This is a genomic window from Flavobacterium melibiosi, from assembly GCF_048158545.1.
In the GTDB taxonomy this organism is placed as follows: Bacteria; Bacteroidota; Bacteroidia; order Flavobacteriales; family Flavobacteriaceae; genus Flavobacterium; species Flavobacterium melibiosi.
Genome location: NZ_JBLNKU010000002.1, coordinates 305,391 through 328,855, shown reverse-complemented (window position 1 = coordinate 328,855; position 23,465 = coordinate 305,391). Strand labels below are relative to the sequence as shown.

Sequence of the window (23,465 nt, the reverse complement as noted above, 5' to 3'; positions counted from 1 at the left end):
CAAGTATTGTTTATTGTTGTTTTCATCATTTTTTTCTTGTGACAAATATATAAATGAATTTCGATTATTCAAAAATAAAAAACCAAAAAAAATATTAAATTTCATGCTTTTTTGTTAAATAAATTTCGGTTAAAATATTAAATCTACATTTAATTCGAATTCATCGTAAATTGTTTTATCTCCTAAATCATCAAAATAACTACCAGAGCCATATCTTATGTCATATTTTGTTCGGTCTATTTTTAAAGCGGCAGTTGCAGTATTACCTTTTACTATGAAATCAAATTTTACAGGATTAGTAACTCCTTTTATCGTTAAATCTGCAGTAACACTGTACACATTATTGCCTTTATCTCCAATAGTCTTAAAAATCAAGTTGGAAGTGTTATAATCGTCTACACCGAAAAATTCATCCGATTTCAAATGGCCTTCTAATTTTATTTTTGATTTTCCAGTCTGATCCGTATTTGATAATGATTTCATGTCTGCAGTAAAATTTCCTCCTGCCACTTTATTATTCTTGAAAATAATATATCCGTCTTTTAGTTTTATAATTCCTTCATGCTGACCGGTTACTTTTTTTCCGACCCAATTAATTTTACTTTTAGATACATCAATTTTATTGGTTTGTCCTTCAGCTGTAATAAACGTAAAAATTATTATTAGAACGAGACTAATTTTTTTTAAATTTTTCATAATGCTGTTTTTAAGTTAAAAGTCAATGCTGAATAAAAAAACACTAATGAAATTTAGTTATTCACTATCAAAGTTACAAAAATTAATTTCAACTTTAATTAGCTGATAAGCTATATCTTAGTTAATTTTTATAATGATTTTAAGATATGAAATTATTATTAAATGCATTCCTGTAAAACAATATTTAAGAGTGTTTTACAGTCGATTTTTATAACAAATTCATTTAGTTGCAAAAAGAAACCCCAACAGTTTCCTGTTGGGGTTTGCTGATATTTTTGAGAAAATATTAGAATTTCAAAGCAACTGCTAAGTCAAAATCATCAGAAATAGCTTTGTCTCCAATGCTACTGAAGATACTTGCAGAATTATATTTGATATCGTATTTTGTTCTGTCAATTTTTAATGAAGTTGCAGCAGTATTTGATGTGGTTGCAAGATCAAAAGTAATAGGATTTGTTATCCCTTTTATTGTTAAATCACCAGTTACTGTGTAAAGATTAGCTGTTTTTTTAACTACTTTTTTGAAAACTAATGTTGCTGTTGGAAATTTTTCAGTTCCAAAGAAATCTTCTGATTTCAAGTGACCGTTTAATTTTCCTTGGTATTCTCCAGAAAGGTCAGTTGCTGTTAGGGAAGTCATATCAACATTAAAACTACCACCAGCTAATTTTTTTCCTTTAAAGATTAATTTACCATCTTTTAAGTTTACAGTTCCTTCATGCTTTCCAGTTACCTTTTTTCCGACCCAGTTAACAGTACTTTTTGAAGCATCAACTTTTTTAGTTTGTGCTGTTACAGATACAGTAGATAAAACTACTACTAATGCCAATGCAATTGATTTTAAATTTTTCATGTGTTTAAATTTGAATTTGATTAATATTTGATTTTGAATTAATAATTAAAGTGTAATAAATAAGTCTTCGTTTGATTTTCTAACTTTTTTGTAATGTTGTGTTGCGTCTTCTTCATGTCTATAGCCAAGTGTTGCAATTAAGGTAGCATTTAGGCCTAATTCGTCCAAACCTAATATTTCATTAACCTGAGCGGGAACAAAACCTTCCATAGGAGTTGCGTCAATTTTAAGTTCAGCAGCTGCATTCAAAAGATTACCCAAAGCTAAATACGTTTGTTTTGCTGTCCAAATATCTTTTGCTTCCGAAGTTAATGTTGAAATTTTAGATTTCATAAAGTCACCATAACCAGATAAGGCTTCAATTGGTGTACTTCTTGTTTTACTTATGTTTTTCAAAAAACTATCAATAGCGATATCACCAATGTTAGTTTCATTTGCAAAAATGATTAAGTGAGAAGCTTCCACAATTTGAGATTGTCCCCAAGCCGAAGGTTGCAATTTGGCTCTCAATTCAGGACTTTCTACGATAATGATTTTGTAAGGTTGTAAACCATACGAAGAAGAACTTAAACGAATTGCTTCTTTTAATGTATTTAAATCTTCTGTTGTTATTTTTTTTGTTGCATCAAACTTTTTTGTTGCATATCTCCAATTTTGATGGTCTAAGAAAGTATTCATGTTATAGTTCGTATTTATTGATTTCTGTATTTTTCTAATAATTGATTTAATTGGATTATTTCCTCGGTATTTAAATTTTTTGAAAAAAACTGTTCGTGTGCAATTACTTTTGGATCTAATTCTTTCAAAACGTCTAATCCTTTTTGAGTAATCAGGACTTCAATTTTTCGTCTGTTTTCTGGGCAAACTTTTCGAGTCACTAATTCTTTTAGTAATAATTTGTCCACTAGTCTTGTGGTATTACTTGTTTTAGCCAGCATGCGTTCTTGTATCATGCACATGTTTGCCGGATTTCCTTTTTGACCTCTTAATATCCGTAGAACATTATATTGCTCCCCAGATATTTCGTAAGGCTTTAATATTTCATTAAAATTATCTGTAATTACATTTTGTGTGTACAAAACATTCAGGATGATTTTTTTTGAATTATCCATTGGTACAGTTGATTTTAAAATTTCTTCAATTTTCATATTTGAATATGTAATTTGTTGGTACAAATGTAACATATTTTATATTTGTATATACAAATGTTAGTTATTTTTTTGTTAAAATTATTTTAAGTTATGGTTAATGATTTTGTTTTCAAAGTTTTTAAAATGTTAAGTATTTGTAAATCAATGATTTTTTTGTCAATTTTTATATGGAATAAATTTGTTTTTTTTGCTTCATACTATTGAAGTTAAAGTATTTCAATCTTTTTTCATTTCACATTACAATCAAAATGCATACCACAAATAGTCCTGAAGTCAAAAAATAAAGCTCTTAAAAAATTACAGTAGAAAAATTGGTATATGGATTTTTAATAAGTAAACATTTTTTACTTTATTTAAAATTTACTAATGGACAGTAATTTTCGAATATTTTTTCTGAATCCTACTACAAAGATAAATTTGAATTAATTCCTAGGCAGTTACTATTGTCACAATAGAATCATATTATGGTTACAAATGTTTTTAATATTGTAGCTGTTTAGTTTCTAGGTATAATTTATTATATTTAAAACTTATTTGAATTTAAAGAGTATGAATAAAGCCAAACCTACATATGACGATTTACTCAACAAAATAAAAGAGCAGGAATTAGAAATAAATCAATTACTAAAGAAAGAAGAATCATTAGCCAGTTTTAAATTTTTTATTGAAGAGTCTAGCGATCTAGTATGTATTGTTGGAATTGATGCTTTTTTTAAAGAAATTAATCCCGCTTTTTTTGAAATTCTAGGATATTCAAAAGAAGAATTATTTAATAATTCTTTTATCCATCTTTTGCACCCTGATGATCTTGAAAGATCTTTAAAAGAGATTGAAAGCCTTTCTATGGGAACCCCTGCAATGAATTTTGAGAATAGATTTCTAAAAAAGAATGGTGAATTTGTTACCATTCAATGGACTGCTAACAGTATTTCTGCGGAAAATATTTATGCAATTGGAAGGGATATCACAGAGATAAGAAGTACCCAAGAAAAATTAATTAGAAGTGAAAATCTATTGAATCATGCCCAAAAAATTGCAAAAATTGGTGCTTGGGAATTCAATTTAAATACTAAAAAAATAATTTGGTCTGATGAATTGTATGCTATTTTTGAAGTTGAAAAAAAGGCCAATCAAGATTTATTCCAAGAATATTTAAATCATTTTTCTCAAGAGGAAGCAGCGTTTTTTCAAAAACGAATTGATCAATTAATTATTGATAAAATACCTTTTGAAGTTGAACAAAGTGCTATCTTTTTTAATAATAAAATAAAGTGGGTCAATGAAACTGTTTTTCCGCTACTGGATGATACTGGCAATGTATATGCGATTAGGGTGAATACTCAGGATGTTAGTTTAAAAAAACAAATTGAGGATGCTGTTAAAGCCAAAGAAAAAGCAGAACTTGATTATAAGCTAAAAGTAATTGAAGAAGAAAGCAATGCTAAGTTTAAGAATTATATAGAAAATGCACCAGATGGAGTTTTTGTCTTGGATGAACAAGGAAATTACTTAGATGTAAACCATGCTGCGACACTATTGACGGGTTACTCAAAAGAGGAACTATTAACAATGAAGTTTGGTGATTTGTCAGCTCAAGAATCTCTTGAAGATTATTTCAAAGAATTTAGAAATCTTTTGGATAATGGAATAGCAAAAAAAGAAATTAAAGCAATTCATAAAGAGGGCTATGTTAAATGGTGGTCAGTTGAGGCTGTAAAACTCTCAGAAAATCGTTTTTTGGGTTTCGTTAAAGATAGTACTGAGAGTAAAAAAGTAACGGAATCATTACAAGAAGAAAGAGATAAGTTTGCTAAAATTGCGGCAACTTCACCAGGTTTAATTTATTCGATGCGTCAAAATAAAGATGGCTCTTTATGCTATCCTTATGCCAGTAATGCTATTGATGAAATTTATGGTTTTACTTATAAAGAGATTAAGAATGATGCCAATAAAATTTTTGATTTAATTCATCCTGAGGATTTAGATTTTGTATTGCAAAGCATTATGGCAACCAAAACAAAGTTAATTCCTCTTAAAGGGAAATACCGTTATTTTCATCCAAAAAAAGGATTAGTATGGCATGAAATGAACTCTTTGCCGGTGGTTGAACCAGAAAGAACAGTGATTTGTCATGGAATTATAACTGATATAACCGAAAGTATAAGAGCAGAACAAAAGCTCATTAAAGCCAATCGACTCTATTTATTTATTAGCCAGATAAACCAAATGATTGTTCATACCACTGATGAGGAGGCTCTTTTTAGAGAGGCTTGTACTATTGCTGTAGACATAGGTAAGTTTAGGATGGCGTGGATTGGTACAATTGATGAAGATACTAAAAAATTAATTCCTGTAATGATAGCAGGTGAAGATAGTGGGTACCTATCTATAATTAAAAAAATATCAGTTGAGGATATACCGGAAGGAAGAGGTCCAGGTGGCACTTCAATGAGAGAGGGAAGATCCGTTATTTGTAATGATATCGAAAACGATTCCATGATGCAACCTTGGATAAAAGAAGCTTTAGAACGAGGTTATTTTTCATCAATGGCGGTGCCAATAAAAAAATTCGGAAAGGTAATTGGCGCTTTTTCTTTTTATGCCGATGAAAAAAACTTTTTTGATGCTGAGGAAATTGCATTATTGGAAGAGGCAACCAGCGATGTAGCTTTTGCTTTAGAAATTTTAGAAAAAGAGGACTTAAGGAAAAAAGCGGAGCAGTCAGTCTTTGAAAGTGAACAAAGGTATCATTTACTGACTGAAGTATCTCCAGTAGGAATTTTTCAAACTGATGCATCTGGTAATACGACCTATGTTAATCCTCGTTGGTGTCAAATTTCAGGTTTGTCTTTTGTGGAAGCTTTAGGTAACGGTTGGCTCAAAGCGGTTCATAATGATGATAAAGAATCATTATTTAATGGATGGGAGAATGCAACTTATAATAAAGAAATTTCATTATCAGAATATCGTTTTGTTCGTCCTGATGGTACAATCGCCTGGGTGATAGGACAGGCAATACCTGAGAAAAATTCAGAAAACCAGATTATTGGTTATATTGGTACAATTACGGATATTACAGAACGTAAAATTACGGAAGATTTAATTTTAAAGGAAAAACAACTTTCAGAAATAGTAATTAATAATCTACCGGGTATTTTTTATCTCTATGATAAATCCGGAAAATTTTTAAAATGGAACAAAAATTTTGAAGATGTAACGGGTTATAATAAAAAAGAGGTTTCCCAAATGAGTCCACTTGATTTCTTTGATAAAGAGGAAAAGGAAAAAGTTAGAATAAGAATAAAAACTGTATTTAAAAATAAATCAAAACGAGTTGAAAATAAATTGCCGGGAATTGAAATTGAATTTTATACAAAAACAAAAAATAAAATTCCTTATTATATTAATTCACTTGCCATAGAATACGAAGGGAAAGAATGCATTTTAGGAATGGGATTGGATCTTTCTGAAATTAAAAAATCAGAAGAAAAAATCAGGATTGCTAATGAACGATTTGAAATGATATCTGCAGCGACTAATGATGCCGTTTTTGAAGTGAATTTATTGACTGGAGAAAGTTGGAATAATAAAGCATTTATTGACCTTTTAGGTTTTGGTAGCAGTGAATCTAATGGGGTTAATAACAGTGTTATATGGAGATCAAAGCTTCATCCAGATGACAGAGAAAGGGTTGTTGAAAAATTAGAGGATACTTATTTAGGATCAACAAATTTATGGTCAGATGAGTTTCGTTTTCAAAAGAGTGATGGGAGTTATGGTATATTTTACGATAGAGGATTTATTTCTAGAGATGAATCTGGGAAGGCAATTCGTTTGAATGGAGCATTAACAGAAATCACCGAATTAAAAAATATTAAGGAGCAATTAATCAACAGCGAAGAAAAATACAGAAGCCTTATAGAGCAAGCTTCAGATGCTATTTTTATTAATGATGTTTCAGGGAATTTACTCGAAGCAAATGAAAGCGCTTGCGTCATGCTGGGGTATACCAAAGAGGAACTTTGTTCTAAAAATATAACGGATTTATATACAATTGATGAGCTGAAAAACAGACCCATCATGATTCATGAATTGCTGAATGGCGAACAAACATCGATAGAACGTTGTATGCTGCATAAAGACAATTCGTTGATACCGGTTGAAATTTCTGCAAAAATGCTTATTGATCGTCGCATTGTAGCTATAGTAAGAGATATAAGCAAACGTAAAAAAACAGAGAATGACTTCAAGAAAATGCACAAAAAACTAGAAGCTATACTTGGAGCCATTCCGGATTTACTGTTTGAAGTGGATATAATCGGTAAAATTTACAATTACCATTCCCGTCGGGATGATTTGTTAGCGTTGCCACCGGAAGTATTTCTAGGTAAAACATTTTCGGAAGTATTACCACCCGATGTTGCTAATTTGTGTCTATCCGCTATTCGGGAAGCTTTAGAAAATGGGTTCTCCACCGGAAGACAATATTCATTAGAGTTGCAGAGTGGTTTACATTGGTTTGAACTCTCCATTGCACCCATGCAGGAAAGTGTAGATCATGATATGCACTTTATTTGTCTTTCTCGTGATATTACAAGTGCCAAACAATCGGACTATGCGCTGCTGAAAAGTGAGGAAAGATACCGCGGTTTGTTAAATAATCTTGATACAGGTATCGTTGTTCATGCATCGAACACTTCAATTATTGTAAATAATCTAAAAGCATCGGAATTACTGGGGTTAAGTGATAATCAAATGAAAGGGGCAACGGCGATTAGTCCAGCCTGGAATTTTTTGAATGAAGACAATTCCGCAATGCCGATTGAAAAATATCCAGTAAATCAAATATTATCCAGTAAGCAAGCAGTAAAAAATATTACAGTTGGTGTTAATCGACCGGAAACGAGTGATGTCGTTTGGCTTTTAGTTAATGGCTTTCCTGAAATTGATTCCAACGGTGAAATATTTGAAATGGTAATTAGTTTCATTGACATTACCGAACAAAAGGTGATGGAAATGGAACTGATAAAAGCGAAAGAACAAGCCGAAGCTGCAAATAGGGCTAAGACTGATTTTCTTGCGAATATGAGTCATGAGATTAGAACTCCATTGAATGGAATAATTGGTTTTACCCATTTATTGATGAAATCAGATCTTAAGAAAAACCAGGCAGAATATATGGCTACAGTTAATGAATCAGCAACGTCATTAATGGAAATTGTCAATGATGTCTTGGATTTTTCTAAAATAGAATCTGGAAAATTAGAGTTAGATATTGAGGGAATAAATCTATTTAAATTAACAAATCAGGTTATTGATTTATTCAAATACCAAGCCAATCAAAAGAATATAGATTTAACGCTTCAAATAGATAAAAACGTTCCACAATATATTCTTGCCGATTCTGTAAGATTAAAACAAATACTAGTAAATCTATTGAGTAATGCCATAAAGTTCACCAATTTTGGAGAAATACGATTGGATATCAATGAAATATCTCCGGTAGATAGAAAATGGTCAACTATTAAGTTTTCTGTAAAAGATACTGGAGTAGGTATAAAAACAGCCAACAATGAAAAAATATTTAATTCTTTTGTGCAAGAAGATAATTCTACAAATCGAAAATTTGGGGGTACAGGATTAGGTTTGGCTATTTCAAATCAGCTTTTAGCGCTAATGGATAGCAAATTGCAATTAATCAGTAAATACGGAGATGGAAGTGATTTTTTCTTTGTTATTAAATTTAGAAAGTCAAATCATAAAAAAGAGATAGCTTTAGTACCTACTAATGAGATTAAAGAGGATACTATTATTCCTATAGAAACGCTAAGTAATAAAAAGATTTTAATAGTTGAGGATAATAAAATTAATATGCTTTTAGCAAAAACACTAGTGAAAAGAATAGTGTCTAATTGCACTATTTTTGAAGCTAAGGATGGAAATGAGGCTATTGAACAATATGTAAAAGAACAACCAGATGTCATTTTAATGGATATTCAAATGCCAAATAAAAATGGATATGAAGCAACTGACGAAATCAGGAAATTAAAAGATTCTGAAAACGTTCCAATAATAGCAATAACTGCCGGAATAATGGTTGGGGATAAAGAAAAATGTTTTCAAGCAGGAATGAATGATTATTTACCAAAGCCGATTATCCAGACTGATTTAGAAAAAATGTTGCTTAAATGGTTGCATAGAAATTGATTTTATTTTTAAAAGTTTAAAAAAGTGTTTATTAAATTAAACACTTTTTTTGTTTTAGACTAGTATAATAATTCGGTTTGTTTGATGAGTATTGAATTTAATTTATTTGTAAAAAATGTTTATTTTCACTAAATTTAACATTAATTACCCATGAAATCAGTTAGATGTTTAATTAACAACAATAAAGTGGTGGATTTAATGTAGATAAGTTATTTTTCACAGTATTAAATTGAAGTTTATTATTTGAAAAAAGCTCATCAATTGTTAAAAAGCACTTGTTTATTTGCGAAAGAGTGAGCATATTGACGGCTTTTAGTTTTGTAAAAAGCAATTAAGCCCGCAATAACGTATTAATTTAGCCATATGATTATTGCTGAAATAAAAGAAGTAATTGTGCATGAAGAAATACGATTCAACAAAATAAAAGATATAGAAAATTCTAATTTCGTGATGATAAACAAAAATCAAATCAGTCGGGGGGAAGACAAAGTTTTAGATTTGAAAACAGATTCAATCTTGTCTGGAACTGATAATGATGATTTTCCAGTTATTGGTATTGGAGCTTCAGCGGGAGGACTTGAGGCATTAGAATTATTTTTTAAAAATATGCCTAATAATAGCGGTATGGCATTTGTTGTGGTTCAACATCTGGATCCTACACATATTGGAATCATGCCTGAGCTATTACAAAGAATGACACAAATGATGGTGCTACAAGCTACAGACGCACTTAAAGTAAAACCAAATCACATATATGTAATTCCGCCAAATAAAAGTTTATCTATTTTAAAAGGACGATTGCATTTATTTGATCCTGTTGAATCCCGTGGCTTACGCTTACCAGTTGATATTTTTTTTAGATCTTTGGCGTTAGACCGAATGGAAAAAAGTATAGGAATTATTCTTTCCGGAATGGGATCCGATGGCAGTTTAGGCTTAAAATCCATTAAGGAAAGAAATGGGATTGTACTTGTTCAAGAACCCACTTCTGCAAAATTTGATAGTATGCCACGCAATGCAATAGAAGCTGTCATTGCTGATATTGTAGCTCCCGCAGAGGAATTACCGGCTAAACTGGTTGCTTTACTCAAATATTTTCCTGAAATAAACATGGATTCTGAAGTACTTGTTAAAAGTAAAAGTAGTATTGATAAAATTATAATCTTGCTTCGCGAACAGTCGGGGCATGATTTTTCGATGTATAAAAAAAATACTTTAATGCGACGTATTGAAAGGAGAAAAGCAATACATCAAATAGATAAAATACAAACCTACGTCCGTTTTTTACAAGAAAATCCAAAAGAGGTTGAATTACTTTTCAAAGAATTATTAATTGGTGTTACCAGTTTTTTTAGAGATACTGCCGTTTGGGAAAAACTCAAAGAGGAAATTATTCCCAATTTATTGAAAGATCTTCCGGATGAATATACAGTTAGAGCATGGGTTCCAGCTTGTTCAACAGGTGAAGAGGCCTATTCCTTGGCTATAGTTTTTGACGAAGCTTTGGAAAAAATCGGAAAAAAGAAAAATATTAAATTCCAGATTTTTGCCACTGATTTAGATCTTGTAGCGATAGAGAAAGCCAGAAAAGGAGTTTTTTTATCTAACATTATAAAAGACATATCTCCAGAGCGAATCAGTAAGTATTTTTATACTGAAAAAATGGGGTATCGTGTAAATACATCCATTCGCGAAATGATAGTATTTGCCCCCCATAACGTTATAAAAGACCCTCCATTTACAAAGCTAGACTTATTGACTTGCCGAAACATGTTGATATATATGGAGCCACAGTTACAAAATAAATTGATAATGCTATTTAATTATAGTCTTAATCCAGGCGGGATAATGGTATTGGGAACTGCAGAAACCGTTGGAAGCAATATCAAAGGATTTGAAGTAATTGATTCCAAATTAAAAATTTTTAAACGTACTTCAAAATCAGTTGTTCCTGAATTTACTAATTTTCCAAGTTCTTTTTCCCAAATTAAAAGATTAACTACCGATATTATGAAAGAAACTAAGGTTGTAGAAAACATACAAATCCTTGCCGACCAAATTTTACTTCAACGTTTTTCACCTGCAAGTATATTAGTTAATAATAGAGGAGACATTATTTATATTACCGGAAGAACTGGGAAATATCTAGAGCCAGTAGCTGGTAAAGCAAACTGGAATATACATGCAATGGCTCGTGAAGGTTTGAGAAATGAATTGCCTGTTGCTTTCCGTAAAGCATTGCAAAGCTTTGAACCTGTAAAAATTGAAAATGTAAAATTAGTTGAAAACGGGAGTAAATATTTTGTAAATTTAACTCTCCAACAAATCGAAAGTCCAGATGCTTTAAAAGGGATGATTATGCTGGTATTCACTGATGTGCCAGAAAGTGAAGAATCGGATGAAAACACATTAAAACAAAAAAAACAAAGTGTTTCCAGAAAACAAAAAGAACTAGAAGCTGAACTGATTCGTTGTAATGAAGATTTGAACAGTACTCGGGAAGAGATGCAAACCTCCCAAGAGGAACTGAAATCGACTAATGAAGAGCTACAATCAACTAATGAGGAACTGCAGTCCAGTAACGAAGAATTGACTACTTCCAAAGAAGAGTTACAAAGTCTAAATGAAGAATTGCAAACGGTTAATGCAGAACTTCAAAGTAAGTTAGTTGATTTTGAACAGGCAAACAACGACATGAAAAACCTGCTCAATAGCACTGAAATAGCTACTCTTTTTTTGGATAAGGGATTAAATATTCGCAGATTTACAGATCCGGTAACAAAAATATTTAAATTAAGGGCAGCTGATACAGGAAGACCTTTTACCGATTTAGTTTGTGATTTGAAATATCCTGAAATGGAAAGTAATGCGCTTGAAGTTATTAAAACACTCACGCCTATTCAAAAGGAAGTGGAGACAAATGATGGCAGGTATTACTTTGTTAGAATAATGCCCTATCGTACTCTGGATGACCGTATTGATGGAATTGTGATTACTTTTACTGATATTACAGCAGCAAAACAGGCAGAAGAGTCCCTTAAAATGGAGAATCGATACCGTCGTCTCTTTGAATCAGCAAAGGATGGAATTCTGATTCTGAATTCCGAAACAGGGATGATAATGGATGTTAATCCCTATTTGGTTGAAATGTTGGGCTATTCACATGATCAATTTATTGAAAAATCTATTTGGGAAATTGGTTCTTTGAAAGATATAGTTGCCAATAAAGATAAATTTTTAGAACTACAAAAAAAGGAATTTGTTCGATATGAAAATTTACCACTTGAAACGGCAAATGGAAGAAAAATAAATGTAGAGTTTGTAAGTAATGTATATTTAGTAAATGATAAAAAGGTGGTACAATGTATTATTCGTGATATTTCTGATCGCGTAGAGGCTCAAGATGCATTAGTCTTTTCAGAAACACGTTATAATCATCTTTTTAAATCGGTCAAGGATGGAGTTTTATTTCTGGATCCCAAAACAGGAATAATAACTGCCTTAAATCCATTTTTGATAGATTTATTAGGCCTCACCAAAGAAAATTTTATAGGTAAAGAAATTTGGAAAATTATTTTCTTTAAAAATATTATTCCAAATATGGAAAAGTTTGAAGAGTTAAATCAAAAAGAATTTGTTCATTTTCAGCATATCGAAATTGAAACAGCTGATGCGAAAAAAATAAACATTGAGTTTACCAGTACAATGTATTTTATAGGAAACCATAAAGTGATTCAATGCTTTATCCATGAAATCCCGAATCGCTAATTAAATAAGTAATTCAAATTAGAACAGAGCAGATATAATTCCCCAATCATTTCTTTTAAAAAAGACAATATTTAACATAGGCGGAAATTATGAAAAAAACTAAAAATAAATCAGAAGCCATGGTGATTCTTCGGGAAAAAGCGGAGGAATTACAAAAAAATAAGCTCTTAAAGTTAGATTCTAATCTTTCTGAAGCCGATACGCTGAAACTTATTCATGAATTTGAAGTTCATCAAATCGAACTTGAAATGCAAAATGAAGAACTTATTGTTGCAAAAGAAAATGCAGAAATTGCTACTGAAAAGTATGCGGATTTATATGATTTTGCCCCATCTGGCTATTTTACACTTACAAAGACAGGAAAAGTTACAGCACTTAATTTGACAGGATCCCAAATGTTAGGCAAAGAGAGGTCTCGATTGATAAACAGTCAGTTTGGTTTTTTTGTTTGCAATGATACAAAGCCAATCTTCAACCATTTTTTAGAGACGGTTTTTAATAGTAATATCAAAGAATACTGTGAAGTTGACTTGTTGTTTGATAATAATTGTAAAACGCATGTTTATCTCACCGGAATTGTCGCTGATGACAGGGAACATACACTTGTTACAGTTGTGGATATCACATCACTCAAATTGGCTGAAACAGCACTTAGCGAAAGTGAGGAGAGATACCGTAGATTGTTAAATAATATTGATGTTGGTATTATTGTTCATGCTCCAGATACTTCTATTATTTTATCTAATCCTAAAGCATCAGAATTGATTGGTTTGAGTACCAATCAAATGAAGGGCAAAGTAGCAATTAATCCGGTATGGAGATTTGTAAATGAAAATTATGAAGCTTTACCAATTGAAAATTATCCTGTAAACCAAATTATCAGCCAGAAACAACCAATCAAAAATTTTATCATGGGAATCAAAAGACCTGATAATACTAGAACGATATGGCTTTTATTAAATGGATTTCCCGTTTTTGATTATCACGGTGAAATAACGGAAGTGGTTACCAGTTTTATTGAGATTACGGAAATGAAAATTTTGGAAATAGAATTGACAAAAGCAAAAGATCAAGCTGAAGCCGCTAATAGAGCAAAATCAAATTTCCTCATGAATATGAGCCACGAAATCAGAACTCCATTAAATGGAATAATTGGTTTTACGGATTTGTTGATGAAATCAAATCTTGATAAAAATCAGTTGGAATATATGAATACCGTAAATGAATCGGCAACAATTTTAGCTGAAATTGTAAATAATATTTTGGATTTTTCAAAAATAGAATCAGGGAAATTAGAATTAAATATTGAAGAATTAAATCTCTATGAACTTGCGCATCAAGTAATTGATCTTTTTAAGTATCAGGCTGCTTTAAAAAGTATTGATTTAGTTTTAAATATTGATGAAAATGTACCACATTATGTCTTTGGAGACTCCATACGATTGAAACAGATTTTAGTAAATTTAATTGGGAATGCATTAAAATTTACAAAATCAGGTAAAATTATATTGGATATTTATAATAAATCTAACCCAGGAGTGCATACAGCGATCTTACATTTTTCAGTAAAAGATACAGGTATTGGTATAAGATTACAAAATCAAGAGAAAATATTCCAGTCTTTTGTTCAAGAAGATAATTCTATAACACGTTTATTTGGGGGAACTGGTTTGGGATTAGCAATTTCAAATCAACTTTTAAGTCTGATGAACAGTAAATTAGAGTTAGTTAGTGATTATGGACACGGAAGTGATTTTTTCTTCACCATTGAGCTTAAAAAATCAAAACATTTAATAGAGGCAAGCCGGAGCAATTTAAAAGAGGAAAATAGTTGCAAACCTGCTGAAATTTTGAATTCCATCAAAATATTAATTGTTGAGGATAATAAAATTAATATGCTTTTGATAAAAACACTTCTTAAAGCAATAATTCCTAATTGTATAATATTAGAAAGTTCTGACGGAATTGGAGCAATAAAACTGTGTAAAAAAGAGCAGCTGGATCTCATTTTAATGGATATACAAATGCCAGTAAAAAATGGATATGAAACAACAGCCGAAATCAGAAAATTACAAAAAGCTAAAAACATTCCTATTATTGCCTTAACTGCGGGAATGATGATAGGAGAAAAAGAAAAATGTTTTGAATCAGGTATGAATGATTATATTGCTAAGCCCATTGTTAAATCAAATCTAGAATTAATTCTGCATAAATGGTTGGATAAATAATTTTAAATTTATTATCGAAACCAAAAGAAGATGAAAATAAATTCAGCTATGAGTTATTTTCATCTTTTTCTTTTTTCTCCAAACCACCATTTGGCTTTATAGGGTTGCTTTTTTAAACCAAATTTTTTAATTGCATGTTTTTTTATGTGCGTTATTAATTCATCTACCGAATCAGTAACAAATAAAAGTTTCATATCTTCGGGACTGATACTTTCATTTTCTGACATCACTTGGATATGATGAATTAGCTCTTCGTGATATTTTTTATCAAAAATTACTATCGGAAAATTATTTATTATTTTATTTTGAATTAACGTTAGGGCTTCAAATAATTCATCTAAAGTGCCAATTCCTCCTGGCATAACAACAAACGCATAAGAGTATTTTATTAGAATTACTTTCCGTACAAAAAAGTAGGGGATGTAAATCCATTTGTGTAAATAAGGATTTGGTTTTTGTTCTACAGTAAGGACAATATTACAACCTACAGAATAGCCACCAGCTTCATAAGCTCCTTTGTTTGCTGCTTCCATTATTCCGGGACCTCCGCCAGTCATTACTGCAAACCCTAGTTTGGCTAACTTTGCTCCAATTTTTACCGCATCTTGATAATGAATTGTTTCCGGGCCAAAGCGGGCAGAACCAAAGACTGTTACGCAAGGACCTATAAAATGCATTTTACGAAATGCATTAATGAAGTTATAAAGGACTTTAAATAGGAAAACTAAGTTTTTAAATCTTGATAATGGTTCCCTTACAAACAAAGATTCGGATTTTGAAAGCCTGTAGTATTGAGGAAATTTTTTCATAATGACATAAAGTTAATTAACTTTTTTATAACTCCAAACAGCTAAACCATTTAAAATAATGGCATAAAGAATAATGACAAAAAATTGAAACGAAATATCTGAAAAAGTAGCGCCTTTAAGCATTACCATTCTAATAATTTCTACAAAATACCGAATAGGGTTAAACAAAGTTATATTTTGAGCCCATTGCGGCATACTTTCTATAGGTGTAAATAAACCGCTCATTAAGATGAAAATTACCGTAAAAAACCAAGCAATGAACATGGCTTGCTGTTGGGTTTCAGTATGGTTTGATATGAATAATCCAATACCCAGAATAACGAATAGATATACCGATGTGAACAAATATATCAATCCAATATTACCTAAAATGGGAACATTGAAAACGACCTTAGCGATAGTTAATCCTACTGTTAAAATCACTAATCCCAATACCCAAAAAGGAAATAATTTCCCAATAATGAACTGGTATTTTTTTATAGGAGTAACGTTAATTTGTTCCAAGGTTCCCATTTCTTTTTCCCGGACAATATTCATCGACGACAGAAATAAGGTAAGCATTGTTACCAAAAGAACCAAAATTCCCGGAACCATAAAGGTTTTATAATTCAAGGTGTTGTTGTACCAAAAAGATGGTATTGTAACAATATTTTGAGGTTGTACAAAAGTGGCATCGTTATATTGAAACAGTTTAGTTTGTATATTTTGATTGAAAGCCGTTATGATCTGGGTAATATAAACATTTTCAATTCCGGCAGCGGCACCATCAATAGCATTGATACTTACAGATACACTTGATTTTTTTTCTTTGATGAGGTTGCGTTCAAAATGGTTTGGGATTTCGAGAATGATATCTACTTTTCCTTTTTTCATTTGCAGATTAGCTTCGGTTTTTGAAGCAAAGCTTTGGACTACTTTAAAATAATTGGAGGCTTGAAACTTAGAAATTAATTCTCGTGAAGCAGCCGAATGGTCGTTGTCAACATAGGATAACTGAATGTTTTTTACTTCAAAACTAGCCGCGTTTGACAATATCAATAATTGAAGTAAGGGTAAAACAAATATAATGGGAAGCATTCCTTTGTTTCTAAAGATTTGTCTGAACTCCTTTTGGATGATAAATAGTATTGTTTTCATATTAAATTAGCCACATTTTTTTTGCCACGAAGGCACAAAGTCACAAAGTTTTTTTATTAGCCACAGATTAAACGGATTGACACGGATTTTTTATTTTTTTCATTGCCATTGATATTGCCATTGAAACTGTCATTCTAACCTGATTTTATATTTTCTGATACTTAATACGATGAAAAACACGGTCATTCCCAGTAAAATGAAGGTTTCTTTCCAAATCACGGCAATCGATGCACCTTTGAGCATGATGGCTTTGATGATGATGATGAACCATTTCGCAGGAATGATATTACTGATGATTTGCATCGGCATGGGCATACTGGAAATAGGGAAAATAAATCCTGAAAGGATAATGACGGGAAGCATCAATCCCATCAAGGAAATCATCATGGCGGTTTGCTGTGAATTAGAAATGGTGGAAATCAATATTCCTAACGAAAGTGCCGAAATGATAAACAGTATACTTTCGAAAGCCAATAAAAACAAGCTTCCTTCAATAGGCATTTTGAATACAAAAAAGCCTAAAAGTACTATTATTGTGGCATTGATAATCGATAGGAAAATGTACGGAAATACTTTGCCAATAATCACCTGAAAGGGTTTTAACGGTGAAACCAAAAGGACTTCCATGGTACCGAGTTCTTTTTCCCGGGTAATGGATATCGAGGTCATCATGGCGGAAACGAGCATTAAAATGATGGTCATGACGCCAGGAACAAAATTGAATACACTTTTTAATTCTGGATTGTAATACAATTGGGTCTGCGTTTGTATTTGGTAACTGGACGGGTTGTCTTTATTGATTTCTTGGGTGTGATTTTGCAAAATAGCATTGACGTAATTTGTAATTGTATTGGCAATATTGGGATCAGTTGCATCCGTTATTACCTGAACTTTAGCTTGTTTTTTGGTTTGTAGATTTTTTATAAAATGGTTTTCAAAAACGAGAACTGCTTTTACTTTTCCTTTTTTGAAAACGGATTCTATTTGGCTTTCACTACTAATTTCCTTCTCGATATTAAAGTACTGAGAAGCATTAATTTTGTTGATTATTTTTTGGGTTTCACTGTCTTTTGATTGGTCTAAAATAGCAATATTTACATTGTTGATTTCGTTTGTAATGGCAAATCCAAATAACATAATTTGGGCAATTGGCATTCCGAAAAGGATAAACATGGAGCGTTTATCACGAAATATGTGATAAAATTCTTTTGTGACAAAACCGATGAATCTTTTCATTTTAAAGTTTTTAGTTTTTTATTCCACATTCCTCGCTAATTTTAGAAATACGTCATTCATAGAGGTCACATTATACTGTTTTTTTAAGTTTTTTGGAGAATCCAAAGCTTCGATGACTCCTTCGACCATGATGGAAACGCGATCGCAATATTCGGCTTCGTCCATATAGTGTGTGGTTACAAAAATGGTAGTTCCTTTGTGGGCTTCGGCATAAATCATTTCCCAGAATTGTCTTCGAGTTATGGGATCTACACCGCCAGTTGGCTCATCCAGAAATACAATTTTAGGTTCGTGTAATAAAGCAACCGAAAAAGATAATTTCTGTTTCCAACCCAGTGGCAGTGCGCTGACCAGTTTGTCAGCTACTTCCTCAAGTCCTAATTCGTGAATTAATTTTGCTGTCTTTTCTTTAATTTGAATTCGGCTTAAGCCATAAATTCCTCCAAAAAAAGTAATATTTTCCTTAATGGTCAAATCGTCGTACATCGAGAATTTTTGACTCATGTAGCCAATACTTTTCTTCACCATTTCGGACTGCGTTTTTACATCAAAGCCAGCAACTACTGCTTCGCCGGAAGTCGGTTTTGAAATCCCGATAAGCATTTTCATGGCGGTTGTTTTTCCAGCTCCATTGGCACCAAGAAAACCGAAAATTTCCCCTTTATTTACGTCAAATGAAATAGTATTGACCGCGGTGAAATTGCCAAACGCTTTGGTCAGATTTTTTACGGTTATGATTTTTTCCTGATTCATATGCATTTGCCACAAAGGCGCTAAGTCCCAAAGGATTTAATTTTTTGCAATTAATTATAAAATATTTTATCTAGACCTGCAAGGTTTTGTTCGCTTTACAGAAAATCAAACTCAGTAAATACTCGTCAAATCCGACTATTTATAAATCCATAAAAACATCTTCGATTGTAGGATTTGAAATGTGAATTTCTATTTCAGTATGATTTTTACTTTGAAGATAATTCAGCAATTCTGTGCTATTAAAATCTTCTTTTTTATCGATATAATGAACGTATTCTCCAAAGGCAAAAACGCTGTATTGACTGGGATAATACTTTAAATCCTGAATGAGTTGATAGGTGTTTTTGGCTCGAATATCATAAATAGTTTTATCATAGTTGCTGATGATGTTTTCCGGACTGTCTATTTTTAGGATTTTCCCTTTTTGGATTAGCGCGATTCTGTCACACATAGCGGCTTCGTCCATATACGGTGTAGAAACCAGAATTGTGATTCCTTTTTGTTGCAATCGCTTGAGCATTTCCCAAAATTCTTTTCGGGAAACGGGATCAACTCCCGTGGTGGGTTCATCCAGAAAAAGCACTTTTGGTTTGTGGATTAAAGCGCAACACAAAGCTAATTTCTGTTTCATTCCCCCGGAAAGTGCACCTGCTCTTCTTTTTTTGAATGGTTCAATCTGAATATAAATATCCTTGATTAAATCGTAATTTTCTTCAATCGTTGTTCCAAAAATAGTAGCAAAAAAGGTCAAATTCTCTTCCACGGTTAAATCTTGGTAAAGTGAAAACTTTCCGGGCATATAACCCACAGAATTCCGAATGGATTTATAGTCTTTCAAAACATCAAAACCTGCTACAGTTGCTGAACCTTCATTGGCTAGCAAAAGCGTTGTGAGAATCCTGAAAATAGTCGTTTTTCCTGCGCCGTCAGGCCCAATTAGTCCAAATAATTCCCCTTCTTTTACTTCAAAAGAAATGTCCTCAACCGCTTTGATGTTGTTGTAGGATTTGGATATATTTTGAACAATTATACTCATCAGTTATTTATTTAATCCACATTTCGGCAGGCATTCCTATTTTTAAACTGCCGTCATTTTTAACTTTTACTTTCACTGCATAAACTAAATTGGCGCGTTCCTCTTTGGTTTGGATTATTTTTGGTGTAAACTCTGCCGATGAAGCAATCCAAGATATAGTTCCCGGATAGGATTTCATGTCTTTTTGGGAGTCTATTTTTACAGTAACATTTTGTCCGACTTTTATTTGAGCCAATTGGGTTTCACTTATATAAACGCGCAAAGTCATTTCGGAAATATCGGCAATTTTATACAGCGGTTTTCCAAAAGAGGTGACTTCATTTGGTTCCGAATATTTGGCCAAAACGGTTCCTTTTATTGGATTGATAATTTTGCTTTTCTGAATTTGGTCGTTGATTTTTTCGATTTGAACATCAATCGATTGCACTTCGTTAACGATAGGTGCATTTTGGGTTCCAACACTTTTTATCTGCTCATTCAGCACATTTACTCTCCCGATAATTTCATCCACCTGACGTTTGGTAGCTGCATTTTCGGCAAACATATTTTGAATTCTTTTTTGTTCAATTAAAGTGGTTTTTAGCTGTTCTCTCAATACATTGGTTTGGGATAAAACGTTTTTTGATTTTGAAAAAATCGTGCTTTTGGAAGCAATCAATTGCTGTTTATTGAAATACAATTGGGTTGTGTCAATCAATCCCACTTGAGTATTGGGTTCGAGAACATCGCCTTCTTCCAATTTTAAAAAGTCGATTTTTCCATTGGCTTCCGCCGAAATCGTAACTTCGATTGCTTCAAAATTTCCGTAGCCATCCGCTTTTTCATTGTTTTTAGTACAAGAAATTAGACTGGTAAGAATTAAGAATGTAAATATTGTTTTCATTTTTTTAATTTTATTATTTTTTGAAATCATCTCATTTTCAAGTTAGTATCCTTTATTAATCTGATAATTTGCTTAAAAAATAGAATTTTCAAGTTAATAGCCTTTATTAACCTGATAATTTGCTTTGGCCAAAGCCAACTGAATTTCATGTAATTTTTGATTTTTTTTTGCCTCGTATAAATTGGTCAGTTCTATCAAGTATTCTGATGATGTGATGACACCGTTTCGTAATTGAGCATCCGATGATTTTACCACATATTCCCGTAAACTGATAATTTCAGAATCAGTTTTAATAATTTCTTCCGATTTTTTTATTTCGTTTTCCATTTCCTGAACTTGCAAATTGTTGTTCAGTAAAAAAGTTTCTTTTTCGGTTGTTATAATGTTTTCTGAAATGGAAAGTGCTTGTTTTTCGATTTTCGATTTGTTCCAGTCAAACACATTCCAATTGGCTTTTAACCCCACCATATAAAAGGTTTGAAACGAATTATCTAACATATTTAAACCCGGATTTCCGTAGCCAGCCTGACCAAATGCATTTACTTTTGGTACGTTATTTTTTGAGATTACCTCTTTTGAAATTTCAATCTGTTCGTTTTGCAAATCGAATAATTTCAATTCTGGACGATTAGTATCTTTTGTGAAATCAGTAGCAATATTTGGTTTTTGCAAAGTGCTATTTTCATCTAATGGCGAAAAAATTAGAGTAGATAAATTGTCCAGCATTCTTTTTTTGTCAAATTGAATTTCGATGAGTTGTTGTCGTATTTTTAAATTTTCGGCTTCTAGAACTTGCTCCGAAGCGGGAAGAATAGCGCCAAATTTCACTCCCGTTTTCACTTCCTTGATTTTGGAGATCAGTTGTTCCTGTTTCGAAATCAAAATAGCTTTTCGTTCCTGCAGTAACAAAACAGAAAAATACAGCTGATTGATTTTATTTTTAATTTGGTACAAATTGACTTCAACTTGTTGCTGTTGCGTTTTGGTTTGTGCAACTTTGAGTTTGGTATTGGTATCAATCATTCCGCCATTATAAAGCAATTGGTTCACATCTAATGTTGCTCGATATTGGTCTTTATTTAACGGAGTTATGTTGGGCATCGTAATTGGCAATCCTGTCACATCTGATTGATAAGTTGCTTGCGCATTCAGGTCAATTTTGGGTAGTTTCCCTTTATGGAGCGCATCAATTTCATATACTGATTTTTGTTGCAGCATTTCAGTCTGTTTGTACAATGGATAGTTTTTGTTTGCCAAAGCGTAACAATCCTCTAGCGAAACTATTTGTTGCGCATTCGTATAAAAAACGACTAATGAAAAAAGGGTGATTAGTATTCGTTTCATCTTTTTATCGAATTAATAATTTGTTCCGCAATGCTGGTTTTTCGTTCTTCCATCAGCTGATTAAACTCTGAATCGGATATTTGTATGATTCCTTTCACCATCATTTGTGCTGCAAATGGAAAAACGGTCATCGAAAAAATATCCAATAATAGTTGTTTTGGATTAATTGGTTTTATGATTCCTGCTGTAATCTCTTTTTCGATTTGAGAAATCAGCAGAGTAGGGTTGGGTCTGTTTTCATGATTTAAAAAAGACATCACAAACTCCGGATTATTATTCATTTCCTGGATAACAAATTGAGGCAGATAGGGATTGTCAATAACAAACGAAATATAGCTGTAAGTAAACTTTCTTATTTTATTAAAAATCGTTTCATCAGAATTAAAAATAGTATTGATTTGAGGTGCTAATTGTCCAAAAGCATTCATGAAAACCGCTTTAAAAAGCAATTGCTTGTTTTTGAAACAATAGTGCAACATGGCTTTATTAATTCCGGCTTCATCGGCTATTTCCTGCATTCGTGCACCCGAAAATCCTTTTTTCTGGAACACGATCCTGGCGGCATTGAATATTTTTTCTTCAGTTGTCATGGTGATTTAACTATATGGTTTAACCATTTGGTTAATAAAGATATTAAAAAAAAAGTATCTCAAGATGAAATACTTAAATATTTTTTCATTTTACAAACAGGTTGGCTGCTAAACTGCCTGTTAAACTCTAATATACTATTGAATTTAATACCTTAGAAGTTATGACACACGTTCCTTAAGCACAGTCTACATAAAAAGAATAGAGAGAACAGACCAGGGCCCTAGCAACTATTCCTAATCCTGTGATGGTGCCGCTTCTCTAGTTACGCATTACTTTTTTCTATAATAGTTTTAATTATTTCTTCTTTAGTCAATACGCCGGATTGTCTCCATAATTGCTTGCCATTTTGAAATAAAATCATTGTAGGAACACCTCGTACTTGGTATTGAGACGCTATTTGTTGGTTTTTGTCTACATCAATTTTGATGATAGAAACACGGTCTCCCAAACTGTCTTTTACTTCTCTCAAAATTGGGCTTAGCATTTTGCATGGTCCACACCATGTTGCAAAAAAGTCTATTAAAACTGGTTTGTCTGATTTGATAATAGTATCGAAATTACTCATCTTTATTGTATTTATTGTTTGGAATAGTACAACCATTAGAACCGCAACCTAAATTAAAAAGCACTTGAATGAGGAAAAATAACCCGAAGGCGATAAACATCCATTCTCTTAATATATAGGCTTGAGCAAATAAAAATAGGGCAAACGCCAGACGAATCCAACGCATAAGATGCCAATTTGTAAATAATAATTCTTTCATTTTTAAAAA

Annotated in this window: 17 protein-coding genes; 3 read left to right on the top strand and 14 right to left on the bottom strand. The window is 31.9% G+C overall.

Translation table 11 applies throughout. The annotated features are described in order from the left end of the window. Window positions 1-129: 129 nt before the first annotated feature. From ACM55F_RS03470 to ACM55F_RS03455, 4 genes are all read right to left on the bottom strand, one after another. Window positions 130-696 carry a YceI family protein gene (locus ACM55F_RS03470; RefSeq protein WP_416852311.1) on the bottom strand — a complete coding sequence of 189 codons (567 nt, stop codon included), beginning with the start codon at window positions 694-696 and terminating at the stop codon, window positions 130-132. Between the two features lie 286 nt (window positions 697-982). Further along, complete coding sequence (locus ACM55F_RS03465) at window positions 983-1,549, bottom strand: YceI family protein (protein WP_416852310.1); 567 nt, start codon at window positions 1,547-1,549, stop codon at window positions 983-985. A gap of 45 nt (window positions 1,550-1,594) precedes the next feature. Continuing rightward, entirely contained in the window at window positions 1,595-2,227 is a 633-nt protein-coding gene (locus ACM55F_RS03460; RefSeq protein ID WP_416852309.1) for an NAD(P)H-dependent oxidoreductase, read from the bottom strand. 14 nt (window positions 2,228-2,241) lie between these two features. Then, window positions 2,242-2,697: a MarR family winged helix-turn-helix transcriptional regulator gene (locus tag ACM55F_RS03455; protein ID WP_416852308.1), complete on the bottom strand. Its 456-nt coding sequence runs from the start codon at window positions 2,695-2,697 to the stop codon at window positions 2,242-2,244. Window positions 2,698-3,249: 552 nt separating this feature from the next. Between ACM55F_RS03455 and ACM55F_RS03450 the strand changes: the two genes are divergently transcribed. The 3 genes from ACM55F_RS03450 to ACM55F_RS03440 all read left to right on the top strand — a co-directional run bounded on the left by ACM55F_RS03450 (window position 3,250) and on the right by ACM55F_RS03440 (window position 14,903). Further along, a complete protein-coding gene (locus ACM55F_RS03450; RefSeq protein ID WP_416852307.1) occupies window positions 3,250-8,907 on the top strand; it encodes a PAS domain S-box protein in 5,658 nt (1,885 codons plus the stop codon). Window positions 8,908-9,270: 363 nt separating this feature from the next. After that, entirely contained in the window at window positions 9,271-12,675 is a 3,405-nt protein-coding gene (locus tag ACM55F_RS03445; protein ID WP_416852306.1) for a chemotaxis protein CheB, read from the top strand. Window positions 12,676-12,764: 89 nt separating this feature from the next. Continuing rightward, window positions 12,765-14,903, top strand: coding sequence for a PAS domain-containing hybrid sensor histidine kinase/response regulator (locus ACM55F_RS03440; protein ID WP_416852305.1), 2,139 nt, complete (start codon window positions 12,765-12,767; stop codon window positions 14,901-14,903). A gap of 59 nt (window positions 14,904-14,962) precedes the next feature. Here ACM55F_RS03440 and ACM55F_RS03435 read toward each other — a convergent pair whose 3' ends face one another. The 10 genes from ACM55F_RS03435 to ACM55F_RS03390 all read right to left on the bottom strand — a co-directional run bounded on the left by ACM55F_RS03435 (window position 14,963) and on the right by ACM55F_RS03390 (window position 23,456). Continuing rightward, window positions 14,963-15,712 carry an LOG family protein gene (locus ACM55F_RS03435; RefSeq protein ID WP_416852304.1) on the bottom strand — a complete coding sequence of 250 codons (750 nt, stop codon included), beginning with the start codon at window positions 15,710-15,712 and terminating at the stop codon, window positions 14,963-14,965. Between the two features lie 12 nt (window positions 15,713-15,724). Further along, a complete protein-coding gene (locus ACM55F_RS03430; RefSeq protein ID WP_416852303.1) occupies window positions 15,725-16,849 on the bottom strand; it encodes an ABC transporter permease in 1,125 nt (374 codons plus the stop codon). Between the two features lie 129 nt (window positions 16,850-16,978). Continuing rightward, on the bottom strand, window positions 16,979-18,085 hold the full coding sequence (locus ACM55F_RS03425; protein ID WP_416852302.1) for an ABC transporter permease: 1,107 nt from the start codon (window positions 18,083-18,085) through the stop codon (window positions 16,979-16,981). A gap of 18 nt (window positions 18,086-18,103) precedes the next feature. Next, complete coding sequence (locus ACM55F_RS03420; protein ID WP_416852301.1) at window positions 18,104-18,838, bottom strand: ABC transporter ATP-binding protein; 735 nt, start codon at window positions 18,836-18,838, stop codon at window positions 18,104-18,106. Window positions 18,839-18,977: 139 nt separating this feature from the next. Beyond that, the gene (locus tag ACM55F_RS03415) at window positions 18,978-19,874 is read right to left on the bottom strand and encodes an ABC transporter ATP-binding protein (protein ID WP_416852300.1); all 897 of its coding nucleotides are present in this window, start codon (window positions 19,872-19,874) and stop codon (window positions 18,978-18,980) included. Between the two features lie 7 nt (window positions 19,875-19,881). Further along, window positions 19,882-20,757, bottom strand: a complete 876-nt coding sequence (locus ACM55F_RS03410; RefSeq protein ID WP_416852299.1) for an HlyD family secretion protein — start codon at window positions 20,755-20,757, stop codon at window positions 19,882-19,884. 93 nt (window positions 20,758-20,850) lie between these two features. Further along, on the bottom strand, window positions 20,851-22,101 hold the full coding sequence (locus ACM55F_RS03405) for a TolC family protein (protein WP_416852298.1): 1,251 nt from the start codon (window positions 22,099-22,101) through the stop codon (window positions 20,851-20,853). Then, the gene (locus ACM55F_RS03400) at window positions 22,098-22,691 is read right to left on the bottom strand and encodes a TetR/AcrR family transcriptional regulator (RefSeq protein ID WP_416852297.1); all 594 of its coding nucleotides are present in this window, start codon (window positions 22,689-22,691) and stop codon (window positions 22,098-22,100) included. Before ACM55F_RS03400 ends, ACM55F_RS03405 begins: the two co-directional genes overlap by 4 nt. 263 nt (window positions 22,692-22,954) lie before the next feature. Then, the gene (gene trxA / locus ACM55F_RS03395; RefSeq protein ID WP_416852296.1) at window positions 22,955-23,257 is read right to left on the bottom strand and encodes a thioredoxin; all 303 of its coding nucleotides are present in this window, start codon (window positions 23,255-23,257) and stop codon (window positions 22,955-22,957) included. Next, window positions 23,250-23,456, bottom strand: coding sequence for a hypothetical protein (locus ACM55F_RS03390; RefSeq protein WP_416852295.1), 207 nt, complete (start codon window positions 23,454-23,456; stop codon window positions 23,250-23,252). Before ACM55F_RS03390 ends, trxA begins: the two co-directional genes overlap by 8 nt. Between the last annotated feature and the right edge of the window lie 9 nt (window positions 23,457-23,465).